Here is a 14,014-nt window from a genome sequence, read left to right as displayed (position 1 = left end):
GTCGAGCGACACCTCGTTCGACGTCTAGTCAGAATGCCTACAACTGACCACATAGCTGACGTCCACTCGGCGTATTGATCCCAATTACGAGCCCCGGAAATTATGAGCGCAATACCGCCGTGCAACGATATCTTGAAGCAAATTTCTGAGGCGCAAATCGCTGATCGCATTCGAGCAGTAAGCGAGTTAGATTTGCTCGAAGCCACTTACCCTTTTGTCAAACAACACGTTGACGCAATTTTTCCTGGCTATGCCTGCCTAACCCGTTTCGTCCATTGCAGTCCGGCGTGGAGAGCCAGGAAGAACCATGGTGCCGACCTCTTCCATAATGTAAGCGAGCTGTGGTATCCGAAGCCTGAGTATGTAAGAACCTTCGGGCGGATGAACCAACCTAATAAACCAATGTTTTACATTTCTGCAAGCCATCAAACGGCCGTTCTGGAGGTAAGGCCTAGCCCTGGGGACCTGGTTACAGTGCTTGAACTTGGTCTTAAGTCAGGAGCGGACTTACCTCATGTGATGGAAATTGGCACTGTTGAGAAGGCATCTCAGTACAACCTTCCGTCTACAGCAAATATTTTAGAGAACACGGTCGGAGGTCAAGCGTACTTAGGCGGTGAGGTAAACAAGAATCTTTTGATCCGCAGCTTCCTAGCAAAAGAAGTCACACAAATCATCGACCTCGCCGACACGCATAGATTTAAGGTCTCTGCAGCTATCTGTGATCAGCTTATCTCTAGCGCCGAGATTGACGGAATTGAGTATCCGAGCATGGCTGGCGACGGCACTGCAAGCGGAGGCGGTGTCAATTTGGCAGTCAAGCCAGTATCTGCCGATCGCTTATTCAGACCCGTTGGCTGCTTTGTGGTTCGTGTGGTTAGCAGCGTACTTCGGCCTACACCGGGCCTCCTTGTTGAATGCATTAATGTCGCTAAAGCTATTCTGCCGGATGGGTCTATTGATTGGGCCTAATTGATAGCACCTCGAAATTCAAACGTGAAGGTTCGTCGCAGTTCGGCTTGAAGGGAACGGCGTCAGCCCCGCTTGACCACTGCTTTTTGGCCTATTGACCTGCGCTTGCGCGCGGCCGGCCTTCCTAGTCCCGGAGGTCAGTGACTCTAGTGCGCTTGCCAAGGCTCTGGTTTCTTTGCGGCGCGGTGCTAGTTGCTGATGTAGGCTGCACCTTTCAGGGAGGATCACCTATGGCCATCGCAGAAATCACAACTGCCCTCGGGGCGATCAAGGCGACCACAGATGCAATCGGAGCGGTGCTGAAGGCCGACAAGGCACTCGGCGAGGCCGAACTCAAGTTCCATCTGGCTGAGGCGGCGCAGCAACTCCTGGACGCGAAAGTGGCGGTGCTCGACGCGCAGTCGGTGATTGAAAAGCGAGACCAGGAGATAAAGCGCCTTGAGGAAGCGCTGCAGAACAAGGCTAAGGTGACCAAGGTCGATGAGGGGTATTACGAGATCGGTGCAGACGGCGGCCCGACCGGACCGGCCTACTGCATGCGCTGCTATGAGATTGACCACCGCCTGTTCCACCTCAGCTACCCTAAACGAACCGATGAACCCACGCGCTGCGTCGTGTGCAAGGCTCAGTACGCCTACCACCGGACGGGCCGAAAAGGGGCGAGTCCGGCTAGCGCGTAGCGCGCTATCGAGAGCAGGGGTGATAACGCACCTTCAAGGCCCGCCCGTGAAACGCTATAGCTGTTGAAAAAACCGAGCCGAAGCCGCTTCGCGGCTCGGCCGCAACACGTTGTTAGTGACAACGGCCAACTGAATGATCGAAGTGTCACGAACTCTACATCCGCCATCGACCATAAGCGGATAGCCATATCACTTTGCTCTACCACTAAATGGTGTCAGCGTTTCGGCGCCACTGGCTGAGCCCCATAGCACCGCGATATCTCTCTTGGGCGGAGAACCGAATAAGCTAGAGGACATACCGTCGGCGCGGCCGTACAGGGGGGCGCCGGCGCCATGCGCAGACACGGGGTGTTCGGGAGAACGCTACGCGCGGTCACGGGCGCCGACAACAGACGCGGTGGGCGCGTCGGCGAACATAACGCGAGGCTCCGCAAAACCCCGGCGCGACTCAGCGTTCGGTCAACGACGATTACATCGCTGACAGCCTGGACTAGTGAACAGGACCCGTCCAAGACGCGACGATGAAGGCGAAGCCGTCCGAGGCTTCGTGTCTGATCGCGGCAACCCGCTGATAGTCTTCGGAGTAATACCAGCGCTTTGCGGCTTCGAGGTCGGCGCATTCCACGACCACGCCATAGGTGATCGGCGGCCCTTTCTCCACGGTGAGCGGCATCGGGCCGGCAAAGAACTTCACTCCGGGAGTCGCTTCGAGCAACGGCACCACTTGGCAACGGTACTCCGCGAGGCGCTCCTCATCATGCACGTTGGTGATACAGAAAATGACGTACGCGGCCATCGATGCCTCCAGGCGCTGTGCGGTAGAAAGCTTGCGACCGATGCCAATCCGGCGGCGCTGTCAGGCCTGTTGAGTCCACTCGGTCTCTTGCCACTGCTTGGCCGCGTCGATCGTTTCGAACGGACGCATCGTGCGGTAGAGGTGATCCTCGGCCGGAATGATGTCGACCATGGCGTCGATCATTTCCTTCGGATCGCTTTGGGCGGACAGGGGGGCGCTGAAATCGGGCATCGGCACGACCGCAGTCTTGGCGTCGTACCACTGCACGTGACTTTCTGCGCCGGTGTCGTTGAAGCCCGTGCCGAACAGGCCCGGATTGATGGTGGCGACCTTGACGCCAAAGGGTGCCAGCTCCGTCCTCATCGCGCCGGCAATGGCCTCGATCGCGTGCTTGGTGGCGCAGTAGATGCCGATGAACGGAATGACCATGATGCCGCCCATCGACGACACCCACACTACCTTGCCGCACTGGCGCGCTACCATCTTGGGGACGATGCCTTGCGCCAGTTCGATGTGGCGAAACACATTGACCTCGAAGGATTCGCGCACGCGCGCCATCGGAATGTCGACGACCGATCCGCTTTCCATGATGCCGGAGTTGAGCACTAGCACGTCGGGGTCGTAAGTCGCCGCACGCGCGAGATCGGCATCGTCGAGCAAGTTGAGCTTGATGACTTCCAACGTGACGCCCGCATGCGCCGCCTCATCGCGTAGGCTGCGCACTTGCGGCCAGGTCTCCGCGGTGGCCACCACGGCGTGCCCCCGGCGGGCCAGTTCGATCGCCGCGCCCAGGCCGAAACCGGAACTCGCGCCGGTGATAAGAATCTTCTTGCTCATGCTCATCCTGCCTTCTGTCTAGGTCCGAAGAGTGTTCGGACGTCGCGCGGAGGTCCGATCCCAATGCCACAAGACGATCCGGGGCAGAACGTGTATCTCCGCCCAGGCGTCTCGGCCGAGCGATGAACGCTAGACAATCTCGACTGCTGCAACAATCCCAACAATGTTTGATGACAAGACAAGAATCTTTCATCAATCGAGACGCAGCGGTCGGCGCGCCTAGGATGATGTTTTGGCGGTCGTGGGAGACGCCTCTACAAGCGTGTCTATTTGGCTACCAGCGCTTCCGTCATCATGTTGATCAACGCACGCAGGCCGGACGATAGGTGACGATGCCCTGAGTAGTACAGGCACAGGCCTGGAAAAGGCGGGCACCATTCCTCCAGGACGCGTTGGAGTCGGCCGTCCTGGAGTGCCCCTGTCGCCAAATGGTCGGGCACGAAAGCGATGCCGATGCCATCGATGGCCGCTTCCACCATCAGTGGTTGATCCGTCAGGGTGAGTGGGCCGGAAGGGTTGATCCTTTCGATCACGCCCTGACGCTCCAGCTCCCATCGATAGATGGCACCACTTTCAAACCGGAAGCGGATGCAATCGTGGCGATAGAGATCCTGCGGGACCTGGGGATAGCCGCGTCGCTCGAGGTACCCGGGCGAGGCAATGGCCGCAAAACGTACCTCTTTCGAGACGGCGACAGCCACCATGTCTTTGGGAATGGCTTCCGCCAAGCGAATGCCGGCATCGAAGCCCTCCGCGGTGATATCCGTGAGACGGCCATCACTGACGATGTCCAGATGCACCTGCGGATACGTGCTCAGAAAGCGGGCGAGCACAGGCTGCAGGACCAAACGGATCGCGCCTTCACTGGCATTGATCCGCACCGTGCCGCTGGGAACGTGATCATCGCGCTCTACGTCGCAAAGCGCCTCGTCAAGCGCGGCCATTGCCGGCTTTAGTTTCAAAGCCAGGCGCTCTCCCGCCTCGGTCAGGGAGACGCTGCGCGTCGTCCGGTTGAACAGGCGGATATTCAACCGCTGCTCGAGCACCTTGATCGAGTGACTGATCGCTGAGGGCGTCATGTCCAGCTCGACGGCGGCGCTGCGAAAACTTCGGTGGGTCGCGACCGCCAAAAACGCGGCGTAGGCCGCCAGATCATTGCCTCTTGATTGATGAATCGTTTTCATCGTCACATCAAATATTGAGCGGATTGTTGAGATAGTCCACGCATCCTAGGCTAATTGAGGGTGCAGCGTCGCGGCTTCCCCGCGTGCTGGTGTTACTCCAAGAACCCCGCCAGCCCTGACCGCGCGGACCGCCTGAACGAGGACAAGTCGATGAAAATGAAGGCCGTAGTGATGACCGGGGCTAATCGGCCCTGGGAGGTCCAAGAGGTTCCGATTCCCAAGGCCGAGCCCGGACTCGTCCTAGTAAAAATCCACGCGTCCGGCATGTGCTTCACGGACGTCTGGGCGACCCAGGGGGCCGGTGGCGACATCTATCCCCAGACCCCGGGGCATGAGGTGGTCGGCGAGATCGTTGAAGTCGGCGCCGGTGTGCGCTCGCGCAAGGTGGGCGATCGGGTCGGCACGACCTGGGTGCAGTCCTCCTGCGGCCGCTGCCCGTACTGCCGCCAGAACCGCCCCCTGACCGGCCAGACGGCGATGAACTGTGTTTCGCCGCGTACGACCGGGTTCGCCACGCAGGGCGGGCATGCCGAGTACATCGCGATCGCCGCCGAAGGCACGGTGCTGTTGCCCGATGGCCTGGCCTACACGGACGCCGCGCCGATGATGTGCGCGGGCTATACCACCTGGAGCGGTCTGCGCGATGCAGAACCCAAGCCGGGCGACCGCGTCGCGGTGCTGGGAATCGGCGGATTGGGCCACGTCGCTTTGCAGTTCTCCAAGGCGTGTGGCTTCGAGACCATCGCGATCACGCATTCCCCGGACAAGCGCAAGCTCGCGACCGACCTGGGTGCCGACCACGTCGTCGCCAATGCCGAAGAGCTGCTAGCTGCTGGTGGCGCCGACGTGCTGCTGATCACCACCAACGACTTCGAGACCGCCAAAAAGGCGCTCGCGGGCGTCAATCCTGACGGTCGCGTCGTACTGTGCGGGCTGGACTTCAGCAAGCCGTTCTCGATTCCGTCCGACGGCAAGCCGTTCCACATGATGCGGCAGCGCGTGATCGGCTCCACGCATGGCGGGCAGCATTACCTGGCCGAGATCCTCGATCTCGCCGCACGCGGGAAGGTCAAGCCGATCGTCGAAACCTTCCGGCTCGACCAGGCCACGGAAGCGTACGACAAGCTGTCCTCCGGGAAGATGCGCTTCCGCGGCGTGTTCTTGCCGTCGCAGGGCGCGTAAGCATTCATCGCGAGAGCCACTCCGGTGATCCCGGTTTCACCGGAGTGCTCTCGCGCAAGAGGTATCTCAGGACGCAATTCCATACGGCAGGAGCGAAGGTGTTCGCTGCTGTGGCGCAAAGGCGCCGTTCGCGACCGACTAGGACCGGACGCGGAGAAGCTCAAGCTTCTATAGACGATCATTTTCCGAAAACTCGTCCGGCTCAAGAAGGAACGGCGATGCGCGACATTCTCAAGAATTACATCGACCACGCTTGGGTCGCCCCATCAAGTGACGCCACGCAGGAGATCGTCAATCCGACAACGGGATCGGTATCGGGGCGGTTGGCGCTCAGCACAGGAGAGGATGTGGATCGCGCGGTCGCGGCGGCGCGACAGGCTTTTGCGAGCTATTCGCAAACCAGCCTGGAAGAACGCTCTGCCCTGCTGAACCGCATCGCCGATGGCCATGAAGCACGCGCGGAAGACATGGCGCGGGCTGTCACGGCGGATATCGGCACGCCCGTCGCCTACGCCCGCACGATCGTGCAAGTGGGCGCCGGACAATTCCGCCTTCTCGCCAAAGCGATCGAGACTTACCCCTTTGCAGAGGATCAGGGCGGCACGCGGATCGTCAAGGATCCCATCGGCGTGGTCGGAATGATCCCGCCGTGGAATTATCCCGCGCTCCAATCGGCCGAAAAGATCGCGCCCGCGCTCGCAGCCGGCTGCACCATGATCTTGAAGCCCGGAACGCCCTACACCAATCAGGTGCTGGCGGAGATCCTGCACGAAGCCGGCGTGCCCAAGGGCGTGTTCAATCTAGTCAACGGTCGCGGATCGGTGATCGGTACGTCGCTCAGTCGCCATCCCCATGTCGACATGATCGCCTTTACCGGATCGACCGCTGTCGGCATCGAAGTACAGAAGAATGCGGCCGATACAATCAAGCGCGTCAGCCTGGAACTGGGTGGCAAGTCGCCGCACATCATCCTGCCCGACGCCGATCTGCAGGCCGCGGCGCAAAGCGCGGTCGCCAAAGTCATGCGTAACAGCGGGCAGACCTGCGCCGCGCCGACGCGCACGCTGATCCCGCGCGTGCATAAGGCCGAGCTGGAAGCGTTGATCCGCACGGCCGCAGAAGCCATCCTCGTCGGCGATCCCCTGACCGATGTCTTCATGGGACCGGCCGCCAATGAAGCGCAATGGCATACGGTGCAGAAGTACATCCAGGCGGGTATCGACGAAGGCGCGACACTGCTGACCGGCGGACCGGGGCGCCCCGAAGGGCTGAATGACGGCTGGTTCGAGCGTCCGACCGTCTTCACCGACGTCCGCAATGACATGTCCATTGCGCGCCAGGAAATCTTCGGCCCGGTCATGTCGCTAATCGCTTACGACACGGTGGAGGAGGCCATCGCGATTGCCAACGACACGCCTTATGGCTTGGCCGCCTACGTCGACGGCGGCGACCAAGCCGTCGTCCAGGCGGTCGCGAGCCGGTTGCGGGCCGGGCAGGTGATGCTCAATGGCAAAGGACCCGATTTTCATGCGCCCTTCGGCGGCTACAAGCAGTCCGGCAATGGACGCATTTGGGGCCTGGCGGGCCTTGAGGAGTATCTGGAAACCAAGGCAGTCGTCGGCGGTTGCTGATAGGTTGGTCTTCGCGCCGCCGGGTGCGTTCTGCGACCGCCAACGCCGGAACCCCGCGAATCGAATGGATATGGGTGGACTTCGTTGATGAACAACTCATCCGACCCCAAAAGCCTCCACCACCACGTGCGGCGCATGGGCGGACGCGACCCCCACGAAGCGCACCGGGTCGCGACGCCGCTGGAACTGCTGTTCGACCTTACCTTCGTCATTAGCTTCGGCTCTGCCGCTTCGCAGTTCGCGCATGCGTTGGCCGAGGGGCACTACTCCACAGCGCTGATCGGCTTCGGCTTGACCAGCTTCGGCATTTGCTGGGTATGGGTGAACTTTTCCTGGTTCTCGGCGGCGTACGACACCGACGACTGGCTGTTCCGGATCATGACCATGACCCAGATGATCGGCGTGTTGATCTTCGCTATTGGGCGTCCACGCTTATTTGCTTCGCTGGAGAGCGATGATGGACGCGCCAGCACGGGCATGATGGTCTTCGGCTACGTGGTCATGCGCGTCGCCCTGGTGCTGCAGTGGCTACGGGCGGCCAGTCAGAACCCCACAGAAACAGGGGGCAGAGTGCACTTTCAAAGGCCCGCCCCTGAAACGCCATGTCGTCGAATACCAAGCCGAAGCCGCTTCGCGGGTCAGCCTGGACGAAGGAGTCTGCGTCAGTTTTGCTTAACGACTGGTCCCAGTCCGGTCCCAACTCAGGCCGCCAATCCTAGGGCCAAGGACAAGTTGCCATTCGGATTGCTTCGATCGATGCATGTCCGCCCAGGTGTCCCCAAAGGGCCCCTCCACACGGAGTAGTTTTCGGTGGACCAGGCGCGAAGGTTCCCCCCATTCATCCGCTTCTCGCTCCTCAATCAGGACGGCTACGGCTTCGCCGTCCGCATAGAAGGCCGGCTTACTGGTGCTCTTAAGTCGGCAGGGGTAACGGGAGATGCAGATCGGCATGGCCGACATATGGTAGCCCGACGCCGGTCACATTTTGACCCGCCGGGCGTAAGATCTGGCCAGATCCAGCCGGAGACCAGCCATGTGCTATTCCGCCAAGGTCCGAGCCGAGTACCGAGAGTACGTGAAGGAGTTCGGGGCGATCCTCTCGCTCGATCAATACGTCGCCGAGTACTGGGAGCAGATGGGGGACGATTGGGTAAAGAAGATGCCCTCTGCCTTCCGCGCCTGGTTCCGCGGCCCCGGGACTGAGGACAAGGCCCAGGTCGCCAGGGCCATCGAGGATTGGACAGCCAGGCAGATCCCGGAATATGAGGCTGAGCTGGCGAAGCAGCTCGCCCGCCTGGAGGAGAACGAGCGGAAGCTGGCTAAGAAGGTCACCAAGACCGCTCAAGAGGAAGTGCGCAAAGCCACGGCAAAGATTGAGTCGACGGCGGCGATGCTTAAGTCTCTTACGAAGCCGAGCGCCGCGGCGGAGACTGCCCGCATCTTTCCGCAGTCGACTGCGCCCGTCATGGTGTGGGAGAACGGCCGACGCGTCGTTAAGATGATGCGCTTCCAGTGCCGAAAGGCTGGCGCGCCATCGAGCAGCGACTGGGTGATCGACCGAGTGACCAAGAGGAAACGGATGTCTGGTACGTACAACGCTCGCCGCGACAATCTGGAGCGTTACTGGCGAAAAGAGTTCGGGTATAGCCACGGCATCGTAATTGCCGATACCTTTTTCGAGCACGTCGCGAGACACGACATGGAAGGACGGGAGCTGCGTCCAGGCGAGAAGCCGGAAGATGTGATCCTCGAATTCGTTCCGAACACTGGCAAGACAATGCTCATTGCATGCTTGTGGTCGCACTGGACCGGCGCGGGTGCTGGCGAGCCCGACGAGCCAGACCTACAGTCGTTCGCGTTCATCACCGACGACCCGCCGCCCGAAGTCGCCGCCGCTGGGCACGATCGCTGCGTAATTCCGATCAGGCCAGAAAACGTGGACGCGTGGTTGCAGCCAGACCCCGAGAACCTGGCAGCCCTGCATGCCATCCTCGATGATCGCGAACGCCCTTACTACGAACATCAGTTCGCCGCGGCAGCCTGATCAGGTCTGGCGCTCCGCCGGGTCCATTTTGCCGAGGGCAATCAGGATCTCATCGATCTGCGTGCACACGAATTCGTGTGCATCGCCGTCGCTGCCGGCCTGCTCGACAATCGGGTCCGCATAGCAGGCAAAGGCGGGCCAGAACTCAGCATCGTCGTGGTGCTGGAGAGCGATCTGGACCGCATGCCGCTCAAGGGCTTTAAGGCTCCCGCTGAGGAGCGTTAGGGTTTCTGGGGTCATGAGTTTTCCCAAGGGAGCGTACGAAGGCAAGCGGAAATCTATCTCGCAAGAAGTCATCGTTCTTAGCGGCCCACCTTTCACACCAGCGCCGAGCCTGTGTCTCCGAGTCGGCGACCGCGTGCTTACGCTGATCCAATCGGCACCAGGCGTAGACCGTCACAAGCCACTGGCCGTTTCCGAGCGCAAGGATCTTGGCGACCTCGTACACGTCGAGGCGCAGAAACCAGATCTCGTCGTCCGGGCTGGGGTCTCCCGGCCTCCAGTGGCGAATCCGGCCTGGTTGCCACCGGCCCCATGAGTACTGTGACGGGAGTCGATGCGCGGCCATGCGCGGATTCTGCGCCTTCTTGTCTCACTGGCTGAGACCGCTTGTCGTATTCTTTAAACCGTTAAGGGCGTTGCCCAACTGCGCTCCAAGTAACGAGGCCGCATCGCACGATACCGGCTGGACGCGCAACCGCGTCGGTTGGCAAAGTAGCCGCCTTATGCCGACCAACTCGGCTCAGCACATACAAGGACAAGACGATGCGGGAATGGTTGTTCCTCCTAGCGCTGACTGCGGCGCCAGCCTGGGCGCAAACCCAATGCGAGGCCTATGAACAGGCCATGTCGGGCGTGGAGATACAGTTCATCCCACACTTGGCGGCGCCGCCCAATGCCTACTCAGGTATCAGCTACAGCGGCGATAAGCTTCTGCAGGTACAGGCAGTCGACCTGTCGGGCCGGAAGGCGAAAGCGATGAAGAAAAACGGAGAAGCTTGCGACTGCTGGAAGCTTCTCGTTGATAACTGTAAGACGGTCTACATTCCCGCGAAGAACGGTGTGTTTACGGTGTTCGACGCCTATCAGCGTGGACTAGTCTTCGTCCCGCCGGCTAAGCGTTAACGGTTATGGTGCCGCGCTATCGGTTAGGCAGTACCACCGGAAGCTTCTGCGCGGGTTAGACTTCATGCGCGGCAGGATCGCCGCTTAAAGGAGGCTACGGTGTCGTATCAATCCGAGAAGTTTAGCGTCGCCAGGAGCTGTCTGATGCTTCCGCATCCCCAGGGCGAAGAGTTTTCTATGGCGAACGCCATGTTCAACGTTACGCTCGGTCTTGACGACTATAAGGTGCCGGAAGATTTCAATGAAGACGCTGCACGCCAGTTGCGCGAACTAAACGAAATGATGAAGACAGATGGACTTGCAGATCCTCATCGAGAAGGACTGCACACAGTACTTGCCCGCACGATGGACGTTGACCAGCGGCAACGATTTTCGACTTTAATCGACGAACTGGCTTGGTACTTTTCGGAGTATGATCGCCGCGATGCTTGATGCGTTACGCACATAAAGTCCAGCATCGTCACAGCCAAGAATTGCCCCAAAATTCCTAGCGAAAACTGTGGCGTATGCGTAAGCGACGGACAGGGTGTAGAGGATAGGATTGACGCTCCCTTCAGAAAGGACGTATTCATGAGTGAAGTGACAACTCAGCGGTATGCTTCTATCTCTCCCGCGTTAGACTGGTTCTTCGTCCACGCGGATGCAAATCCAAAGAATCCACCGACGGTTTACAGGCTGGCTGCTTGGGGAATAGGCGAAGACGGGACCGTCATCGGGCTTGTCGGGGCCTTCGGTCACGAGATCGGTAAACGCCGTGCCCCGCACCTGATTTCGATTCCACCCGTACCGGGGCAGTACCTGCATGCGTCGCAGTTGAGTGATATCGAGCGAGATCAAAGTATCAAACGGTAGTCGACATCCCACCAGCTGTTCCCCAAGCCCTGCGAGCGATCGTGGGGCTCTCGCTTTCTGGGGGGCGATGATCTCGATCATCGCAGACCTGCTGGCGGCAATGGTCGGTTAGCCGCCTCGCTCAACTTGCAGTCGAGCGACCTGCTCAGCCCAGAGCAGCGGAGGATTGATCGCGAGATCGTTGACCGTGGTCCCGTTCGGTAGCGTGTCATCCAGAATTGCCGCTACCAGCGGTGGTGCCAGTGTCGTCAAGTTTAGCAGCCGTGCGATGTAGCTAAAGTCGGTACACTCCCGCTTCGCCAGATCCAAGATCGACGTCGACTCGCCGGACTCCAGCATTCGGCGCCAGCGTTCCGCCCGACCAAGCGCGCGCTGTAACGCGGTGGACTGGGCATCCCAGGGCCGCTCGGCGGCGTTCGGGCCGGTCAGCTGGACGAGCTTGCGATAGCCGCGCTTGGAAATCCGGAGCGGGACATCGAAGGAAACAGAGCCATCGCTTCCCAGGGCGATCTCTACTTTGAACTTGCTCATGCGGATTCCCCGATCCCTTCATGCGTCTCCAGTTCCCGCACGAAGCTGGTAAGGCCCATGGGGCGAAGACGCAGCTCGGCACGGTCCTCGTGGACGACGATACGTTCAATCAGCAGTTGAAGCATCTGTGCCTGCTCGTGGCCGGCAAGGTACTCCCAAATCTCATGGAGACGCAGCATGGACACCATGATCTTCGGTTCGTCCAGATCGGGGTCCAGCGCCGCCGCCTGCGGCAATATCGCGGAAATCAACTCAGGGGTTCGAAGAACTAGACGCAATTGCTCGATGATAGCCGCCTCAAGCTCACCGGCCGGGACGCGGGGTAGCTTCAGCAGCTTGGCGCTCTCATGCAGCGCGCGTGTATGAACGTAGTAGCGATATGTACGGCCGTTGCGCTTGGTCGTGTGCCAAGGCGTCATGGCGCGCCCATCTGCGGCAAACACCAACCCACGTAGAGGGAAGGGAATTTTAGAAGCGTCCGGCGCCGCCAGGGCACGCACTCGGGTTCCCGTCGCCGCCTGCGCCCGCGCCCACAGTTCCGGGTCGATGATCGGCTCGTGCGCGCTCGAAAACCAGTCGGCCCCGTGGCGAAGCTCTCCGAGATAGGTGCGGTTCGCCAGCATCTTGTACAGCAACGACTTGTCGATGGGCTTCCCGACGATCTCTCGCCCGTTCCTTGTGGTCCAGAACTTCGAGGTCGCGCCCCGAGAACGCAGCTTGGCCACCAACTGCGCGGTGGGGACACCCTCCGCGACTTGTTCGAAAATCCAGCGAACCAACGGCGCCTCCTTTGGGTCGGGTACAAGACGACGATTCCGTAGGTCATAGCCTAGTGGCGGGACGCCGTGCATCCACAGCCCCTTCTTCTTGCTCGCGATCATCTTGTCGCGGGCGCGGTCCACATCGAGATCTCGGTCGAACTCAGCGAACGACATCATAATGTTCATCATGAGTTTTCCGATCGCATCTGCGGTATTGAAATGCTGCGTGATGGATACGAATGCTACGTTGTTCTCTTGCATCACCTCCCAGTACAGGTGGACAAAGTCACGGAGGCTTCTGGACAAGCGGTCCAGCTTGTAGACGAGGACGACATCAATCTTTCCTGAACGGATATCAGACAGAAGTCGCTGTAGCGCTGGTCTAAGCATTGTCGCCGCCGAGAAGCCAGCATCGTCGTAGTCATCGCTTGCCAGAATCCAGCCCTCGCATCGCCGACTGGCGATGTACGCATGCCCCGCATCGCGCTGGGCTTCAATAGAGTTGTATTCCCGCTCCAGTCCCTCCTGAGTCGACTTGCGCGTGTATACGGCGCACCGGAGTCGCTTCTGGTCCGTTCGCTCACTCATCGCCCTTCCCCTTTGCTTTCGCGGCGCGAAGCCCGAAGAACACCGGGCCAGACCAGGGCGTTCCAGTGATGTACTTCGCTATCGCAGACAAGCTGGTGAAGCATTGGCCGCGATAGTCGAAGCGACCGTCGGGCATGACCGCCACAACGTGGTCCTCGCCGCCGAAGTGCCGGACCATAACGGAGCCCGGCATCGGTTTGCCGTTCCGGATGCGCGGCCCAATCGTTCCCTTCTCTACGAAGGCATCGATGCGCACGCGATTGTCCTCCAGCTTGGCGGCATGAGTCCTGGCCCACTCCAGTTCCTGCAGGCGGTAAGCGATGCGGCGCTCTATGAAGCGGCGCTGGTCGACGATCGGTTCCTGTTCGAACAGCTGGCGCCACTGCACTTTGAGTTCGGCCATGGTCATCTTCGGTAATGCCATGACGAGTGCGACGGTGTTCGAACTGATACGGGGAGCTTCTAGTTTCATCGGCGGGTTGGACGTGGTTGGTCGGGGTGCGTATGCACGCTTCCCGCGCGGGATAGTGCAACCCCCTTCTGGGTCCAACCGACAGGCGCTGAGCCAGTGCGGAAACGAACGAGAGCAAGCGCGAGCAGTTTCGCTACGGCCTGCCGACGTTGATCTGGGGACAGTTCGGCGGCATTGATGGGCATCGTGTTCAAGCCCGGACCTCGTGGTGCAGTCCGGCGGCGAACTCGTACGCAACGATGTCGTCGGGTCGATACCGTACCGTTCCAGCGCTGAGCAGAACGAACGCTGGGCCGCGTCCCTGACTGCGCCATTTGCGAATGGTGCATTCATTGATCTGCCAGCGCTCGGCCAGGGCG

Annotated in this window: 16 protein-coding genes; 9 read left to right on the top strand and 7 right to left on the bottom strand. The window is 60.3% G+C overall.

Annotated features, from left to right (window positions below):
* The first annotated feature begins 132 nt into the window (after positions 1-132).
* Both V2J18_RS00295 and V2J18_RS00290 read left to right on the top strand, forming a co-directional pair.
* On the top strand, positions 133-972 hold the full coding sequence (locus V2J18_RS00295; protein WP_336130530.1) for an RES family NAD+ phosphorylase: 840 nt from the start codon (positions 133-135) through the stop codon (positions 970-972).
* 230 nt (positions 973-1,202) lie between these two features.
* Entirely contained in the window at positions 1,203-1,652 is a 450-nt protein-coding gene (locus V2J18_RS00290; protein ID WP_336130529.1) for a hypothetical protein, read from the top strand.
* Positions 1,653-2,142: 490 nt separating this feature from the next.
* Here the strand turns inward: V2J18_RS00290 and V2J18_RS00285 are convergent, their stop codons facing one another.
* From V2J18_RS00285 to V2J18_RS00275, 3 genes are all read right to left on the bottom strand, one after another.
* Positions 2,143-2,448, bottom strand: coding sequence for a DUF1330 domain-containing protein (locus V2J18_RS00285; RefSeq protein WP_336130528.1), 306 nt, complete (start codon positions 2,446-2,448; stop codon positions 2,143-2,145).
* 60 nt (positions 2,449-2,508) lie between these two features.
* Positions 2,509-3,285 carry an SDR family oxidoreductase gene (locus V2J18_RS00280; protein WP_336130527.1) on the bottom strand — a complete coding sequence of 259 codons (777 nt, stop codon included), beginning with the start codon at positions 3,283-3,285 and terminating at the stop codon, positions 2,509-2,511.
* A 266-nt stretch (positions 3,286-3,551) separates the two neighbouring features.
* A complete protein-coding gene (locus tag V2J18_RS00275) occupies positions 3,552-4,469 on the bottom strand; it encodes a LysR family transcriptional regulator (RefSeq protein ID WP_336130526.1) in 918 nt (305 codons plus the stop codon).
* Between the two features lie 150 nt (positions 4,470-4,619).
* On the opposite strand from V2J18_RS00275, the gene V2J18_RS00270 reads away from it, so the two are divergent.
* The 4 genes from V2J18_RS00270 to V2J18_RS00255 all read left to right on the top strand — a co-directional run bounded on the left by V2J18_RS00270 (position 4,620) and on the right by V2J18_RS00255 (position 9,326).
* On the top strand, positions 4,620-5,651 hold the full coding sequence (locus V2J18_RS00270) for an alcohol dehydrogenase catalytic domain-containing protein (RefSeq protein ID WP_336130525.1): 1,032 nt from the start codon (positions 4,620-4,622) through the stop codon (positions 5,649-5,651).
* Between the two features lie 218 nt (positions 5,652-5,869).
* Positions 5,870-7,282 (top strand): aldehyde dehydrogenase family protein, encoded by a 1,413-nt coding sequence (locus tag V2J18_RS00265; protein ID WP_336130524.1) that lies wholly within the window; start codon positions 5,870-5,872, stop codon positions 7,280-7,282.
* A gap of 87 nt (positions 7,283-7,369) precedes the next feature.
* Positions 7,370-8,086, top strand: a complete 717-nt coding sequence (locus tag V2J18_RS00260) for a low temperature requirement protein A (RefSeq protein ID WP_336130523.1) — start codon at positions 7,370-7,372, stop codon at positions 8,084-8,086.
* A gap of 229 nt (positions 8,087-8,315) precedes the next feature.
* Complete coding sequence (locus tag V2J18_RS00255) at positions 8,316-9,326, top strand: SOS response-associated peptidase family protein (RefSeq protein ID WP_336130522.1); 1,011 nt, start codon at positions 8,316-8,318, stop codon at positions 9,324-9,326.
* Here the strand turns inward: V2J18_RS00255 and V2J18_RS00250 are convergent, their stop codons facing one another.
* Positions 9,327-9,566, bottom strand: coding sequence for a hypothetical protein (locus tag V2J18_RS00250; protein WP_336130521.1), 240 nt, complete (start codon positions 9,564-9,566; stop codon positions 9,327-9,329).
* Positions 9,567-10,091: 525 nt separating this feature from the next.
* On the opposite strand from V2J18_RS00250, the gene V2J18_RS00245 reads away from it, so the two are divergent.
* The 3 genes from V2J18_RS00245 to V2J18_RS00235 all read left to right on the top strand — a co-directional run bounded on the left by V2J18_RS00245 (position 10,092) and on the right by V2J18_RS00235 (position 11,303).
* The gene (locus V2J18_RS00245) at positions 10,092-10,451 is read left to right on the top strand and encodes a hypothetical protein (protein WP_336130520.1); all 360 of its coding nucleotides are present in this window, start codon (positions 10,092-10,094) and stop codon (positions 10,449-10,451) included.
* A 144-nt stretch (positions 10,452-10,595) separates the two neighbouring features.
* A complete protein-coding gene (locus V2J18_RS00240; protein ID WP_336130519.1) occupies positions 10,596-10,883 on the top strand; it encodes a hypothetical protein in 288 nt (95 codons plus the stop codon).
* A gap of 138 nt (positions 10,884-11,021) precedes the next feature.
* A complete protein-coding gene (locus tag V2J18_RS00235) occupies positions 11,022-11,303 on the top strand; it encodes a hypothetical protein (protein ID WP_336130518.1) in 282 nt (93 codons plus the stop codon).
* Between the two features lie 108 nt (positions 11,304-11,411).
* On the opposite strand, the gene V2J18_RS00230 is transcribed toward V2J18_RS00235, so the two are convergent.
* Genes V2J18_RS00230 through V2J18_RS00220 form a run of 3 tightly spaced genes read right to left on the bottom strand, consistent with a single transcriptional unit; the run spans position 11,412 to position 13,607 of the window.
* Positions 11,412-11,834 carry a LacI family transcriptional regulator gene (locus tag V2J18_RS00230; RefSeq protein WP_336130516.1) on the bottom strand — a complete coding sequence of 141 codons (423 nt, stop codon included), beginning with the start codon at positions 11,832-11,834 and terminating at the stop codon, positions 11,412-11,414.
* A complete protein-coding gene (locus tag V2J18_RS00225; protein WP_336130514.1) occupies positions 11,831-13,183 on the bottom strand; it encodes a recombinase family protein in 1,353 nt (450 codons plus the stop codon). The genes V2J18_RS00230 and V2J18_RS00225 overlap by 4 nt, the downstream gene beginning before the upstream one ends.
* Positions 13,176-13,607, bottom strand: a complete 432-nt coding sequence (locus V2J18_RS00220; RefSeq protein ID WP_336133024.1) for a DUF2924 domain-containing protein — start codon at positions 13,605-13,607, stop codon at positions 13,176-13,178. The genes V2J18_RS00225 and V2J18_RS00220 overlap by 8 nt, the downstream gene beginning before the upstream one ends.
* Positions 13,608-14,014: the final 407 nt, after the last annotated feature.

The sequence above is a fragment of the Lysobacter firmicutimachus genome (genome assembly GCF_037027445.1).
Lineage (GTDB): Bacteria > Pseudomonadota > Gammaproteobacteria > Xanthomonadales > Xanthomonadaceae > Lysobacter > Lysobacter firmicutimachus.
The sequence above is the reverse complement of the archived record's forward strand: the minus strand, read 5'-3'. Positions and strand labels throughout refer to the sequence as shown.

What these genes read in the sequence shown, in the direction of transcription:
- V2J18_RS00290 (WP_336130529.1), top strand. Translation starts at nt 1,203, where the DNA reads ATGGCCATCGCAGAAATCACAACTGCCCTCGGGGCGATCAAGGCGACC.
- V2J18_RS00285 (WP_336130528.1), bottom strand. Translation starts at nt 2,448, where the DNA reads ATGGCCGCGTACGTCATTTTCTGTATCACCAACGTGCATGATGAGGAG.
- V2J18_RS00280 (WP_336130527.1), bottom strand. Translation starts at nt 3,285, where the DNA reads ATGAGCAAGAAGATTCTTATCACCGGCGCGAGTTCCGGTTTCGGCCTG.
- V2J18_RS00275 (WP_336130526.1), bottom strand. Translation starts at nt 4,469, where the DNA reads ATGAAAACGATTCATCAATCAAGAGGCAATGATCTGGCGGCCTACGCC.
- V2J18_RS00270 (WP_336130525.1), top strand. Translation starts at nt 4,620, where the DNA reads ATGAAAATGAAGGCCGTAGTGATGACCGGGGCTAATCGGCCCTGGGAG.
- V2J18_RS00265 (WP_336130524.1), top strand. Translation starts at nt 5,870, where the DNA reads ATGCGCGACATTCTCAAGAATTACATCGACCACGCTTGGGTCGCCCCA.
- V2J18_RS00260 (WP_336130523.1), top strand. Translation starts at nt 7,370, where the DNA reads ATGAACAACTCATCCGACCCCAAAAGCCTCCACCACCACGTGCGGCGC.
- V2J18_RS00255 (WP_336130522.1), top strand. Translation starts at nt 8,316, where the DNA reads ATGTGCTATTCCGCCAAGGTCCGAGCCGAGTACCGAGAGTACGTGAAG.
- V2J18_RS00250 (WP_336130521.1), bottom strand. Translation starts at nt 9,566, where the DNA reads ATGACCCCAGAAACCCTAACGCTCCTCAGCGGGAGCCTTAAAGCCCTT.
- V2J18_RS00245 (WP_336130520.1), top strand. Translation starts at nt 10,092, where the DNA reads ATGCGGGAATGGTTGTTCCTCCTAGCGCTGACTGCGGCGCCAGCCTGG.
- V2J18_RS00240 (WP_336130519.1), top strand. Translation starts at nt 10,596, where the DNA reads ATGCTTCCGCATCCCCAGGGCGAAGAGTTTTCTATGGCGAACGCCATG.
- V2J18_RS00235 (WP_336130518.1), top strand. Translation starts at nt 11,022, where the DNA reads ATGAGTGAAGTGACAACTCAGCGGTATGCTTCTATCTCTCCCGCGTTA.
- V2J18_RS00230 (WP_336130516.1), bottom strand. Translation starts at nt 11,834, where the DNA reads ATGAGCAAGTTCAAAGTAGAGATCGCCCTGGGAAGCGATGGCTCTGTT.
- V2J18_RS00225 (WP_336130514.1), bottom strand. Translation starts at nt 13,183, where the DNA reads ATGAGTGAGCGAACGGACCAGAAGCGACTCCGGTGCGCCGTATACACG.
- V2J18_RS00220 (WP_336133024.1), bottom strand. Translation starts at nt 13,607, where the DNA reads ATGGCATTACCGAAGATGACCATGGCCGAACTCAAAGTGCAGTGGCGC.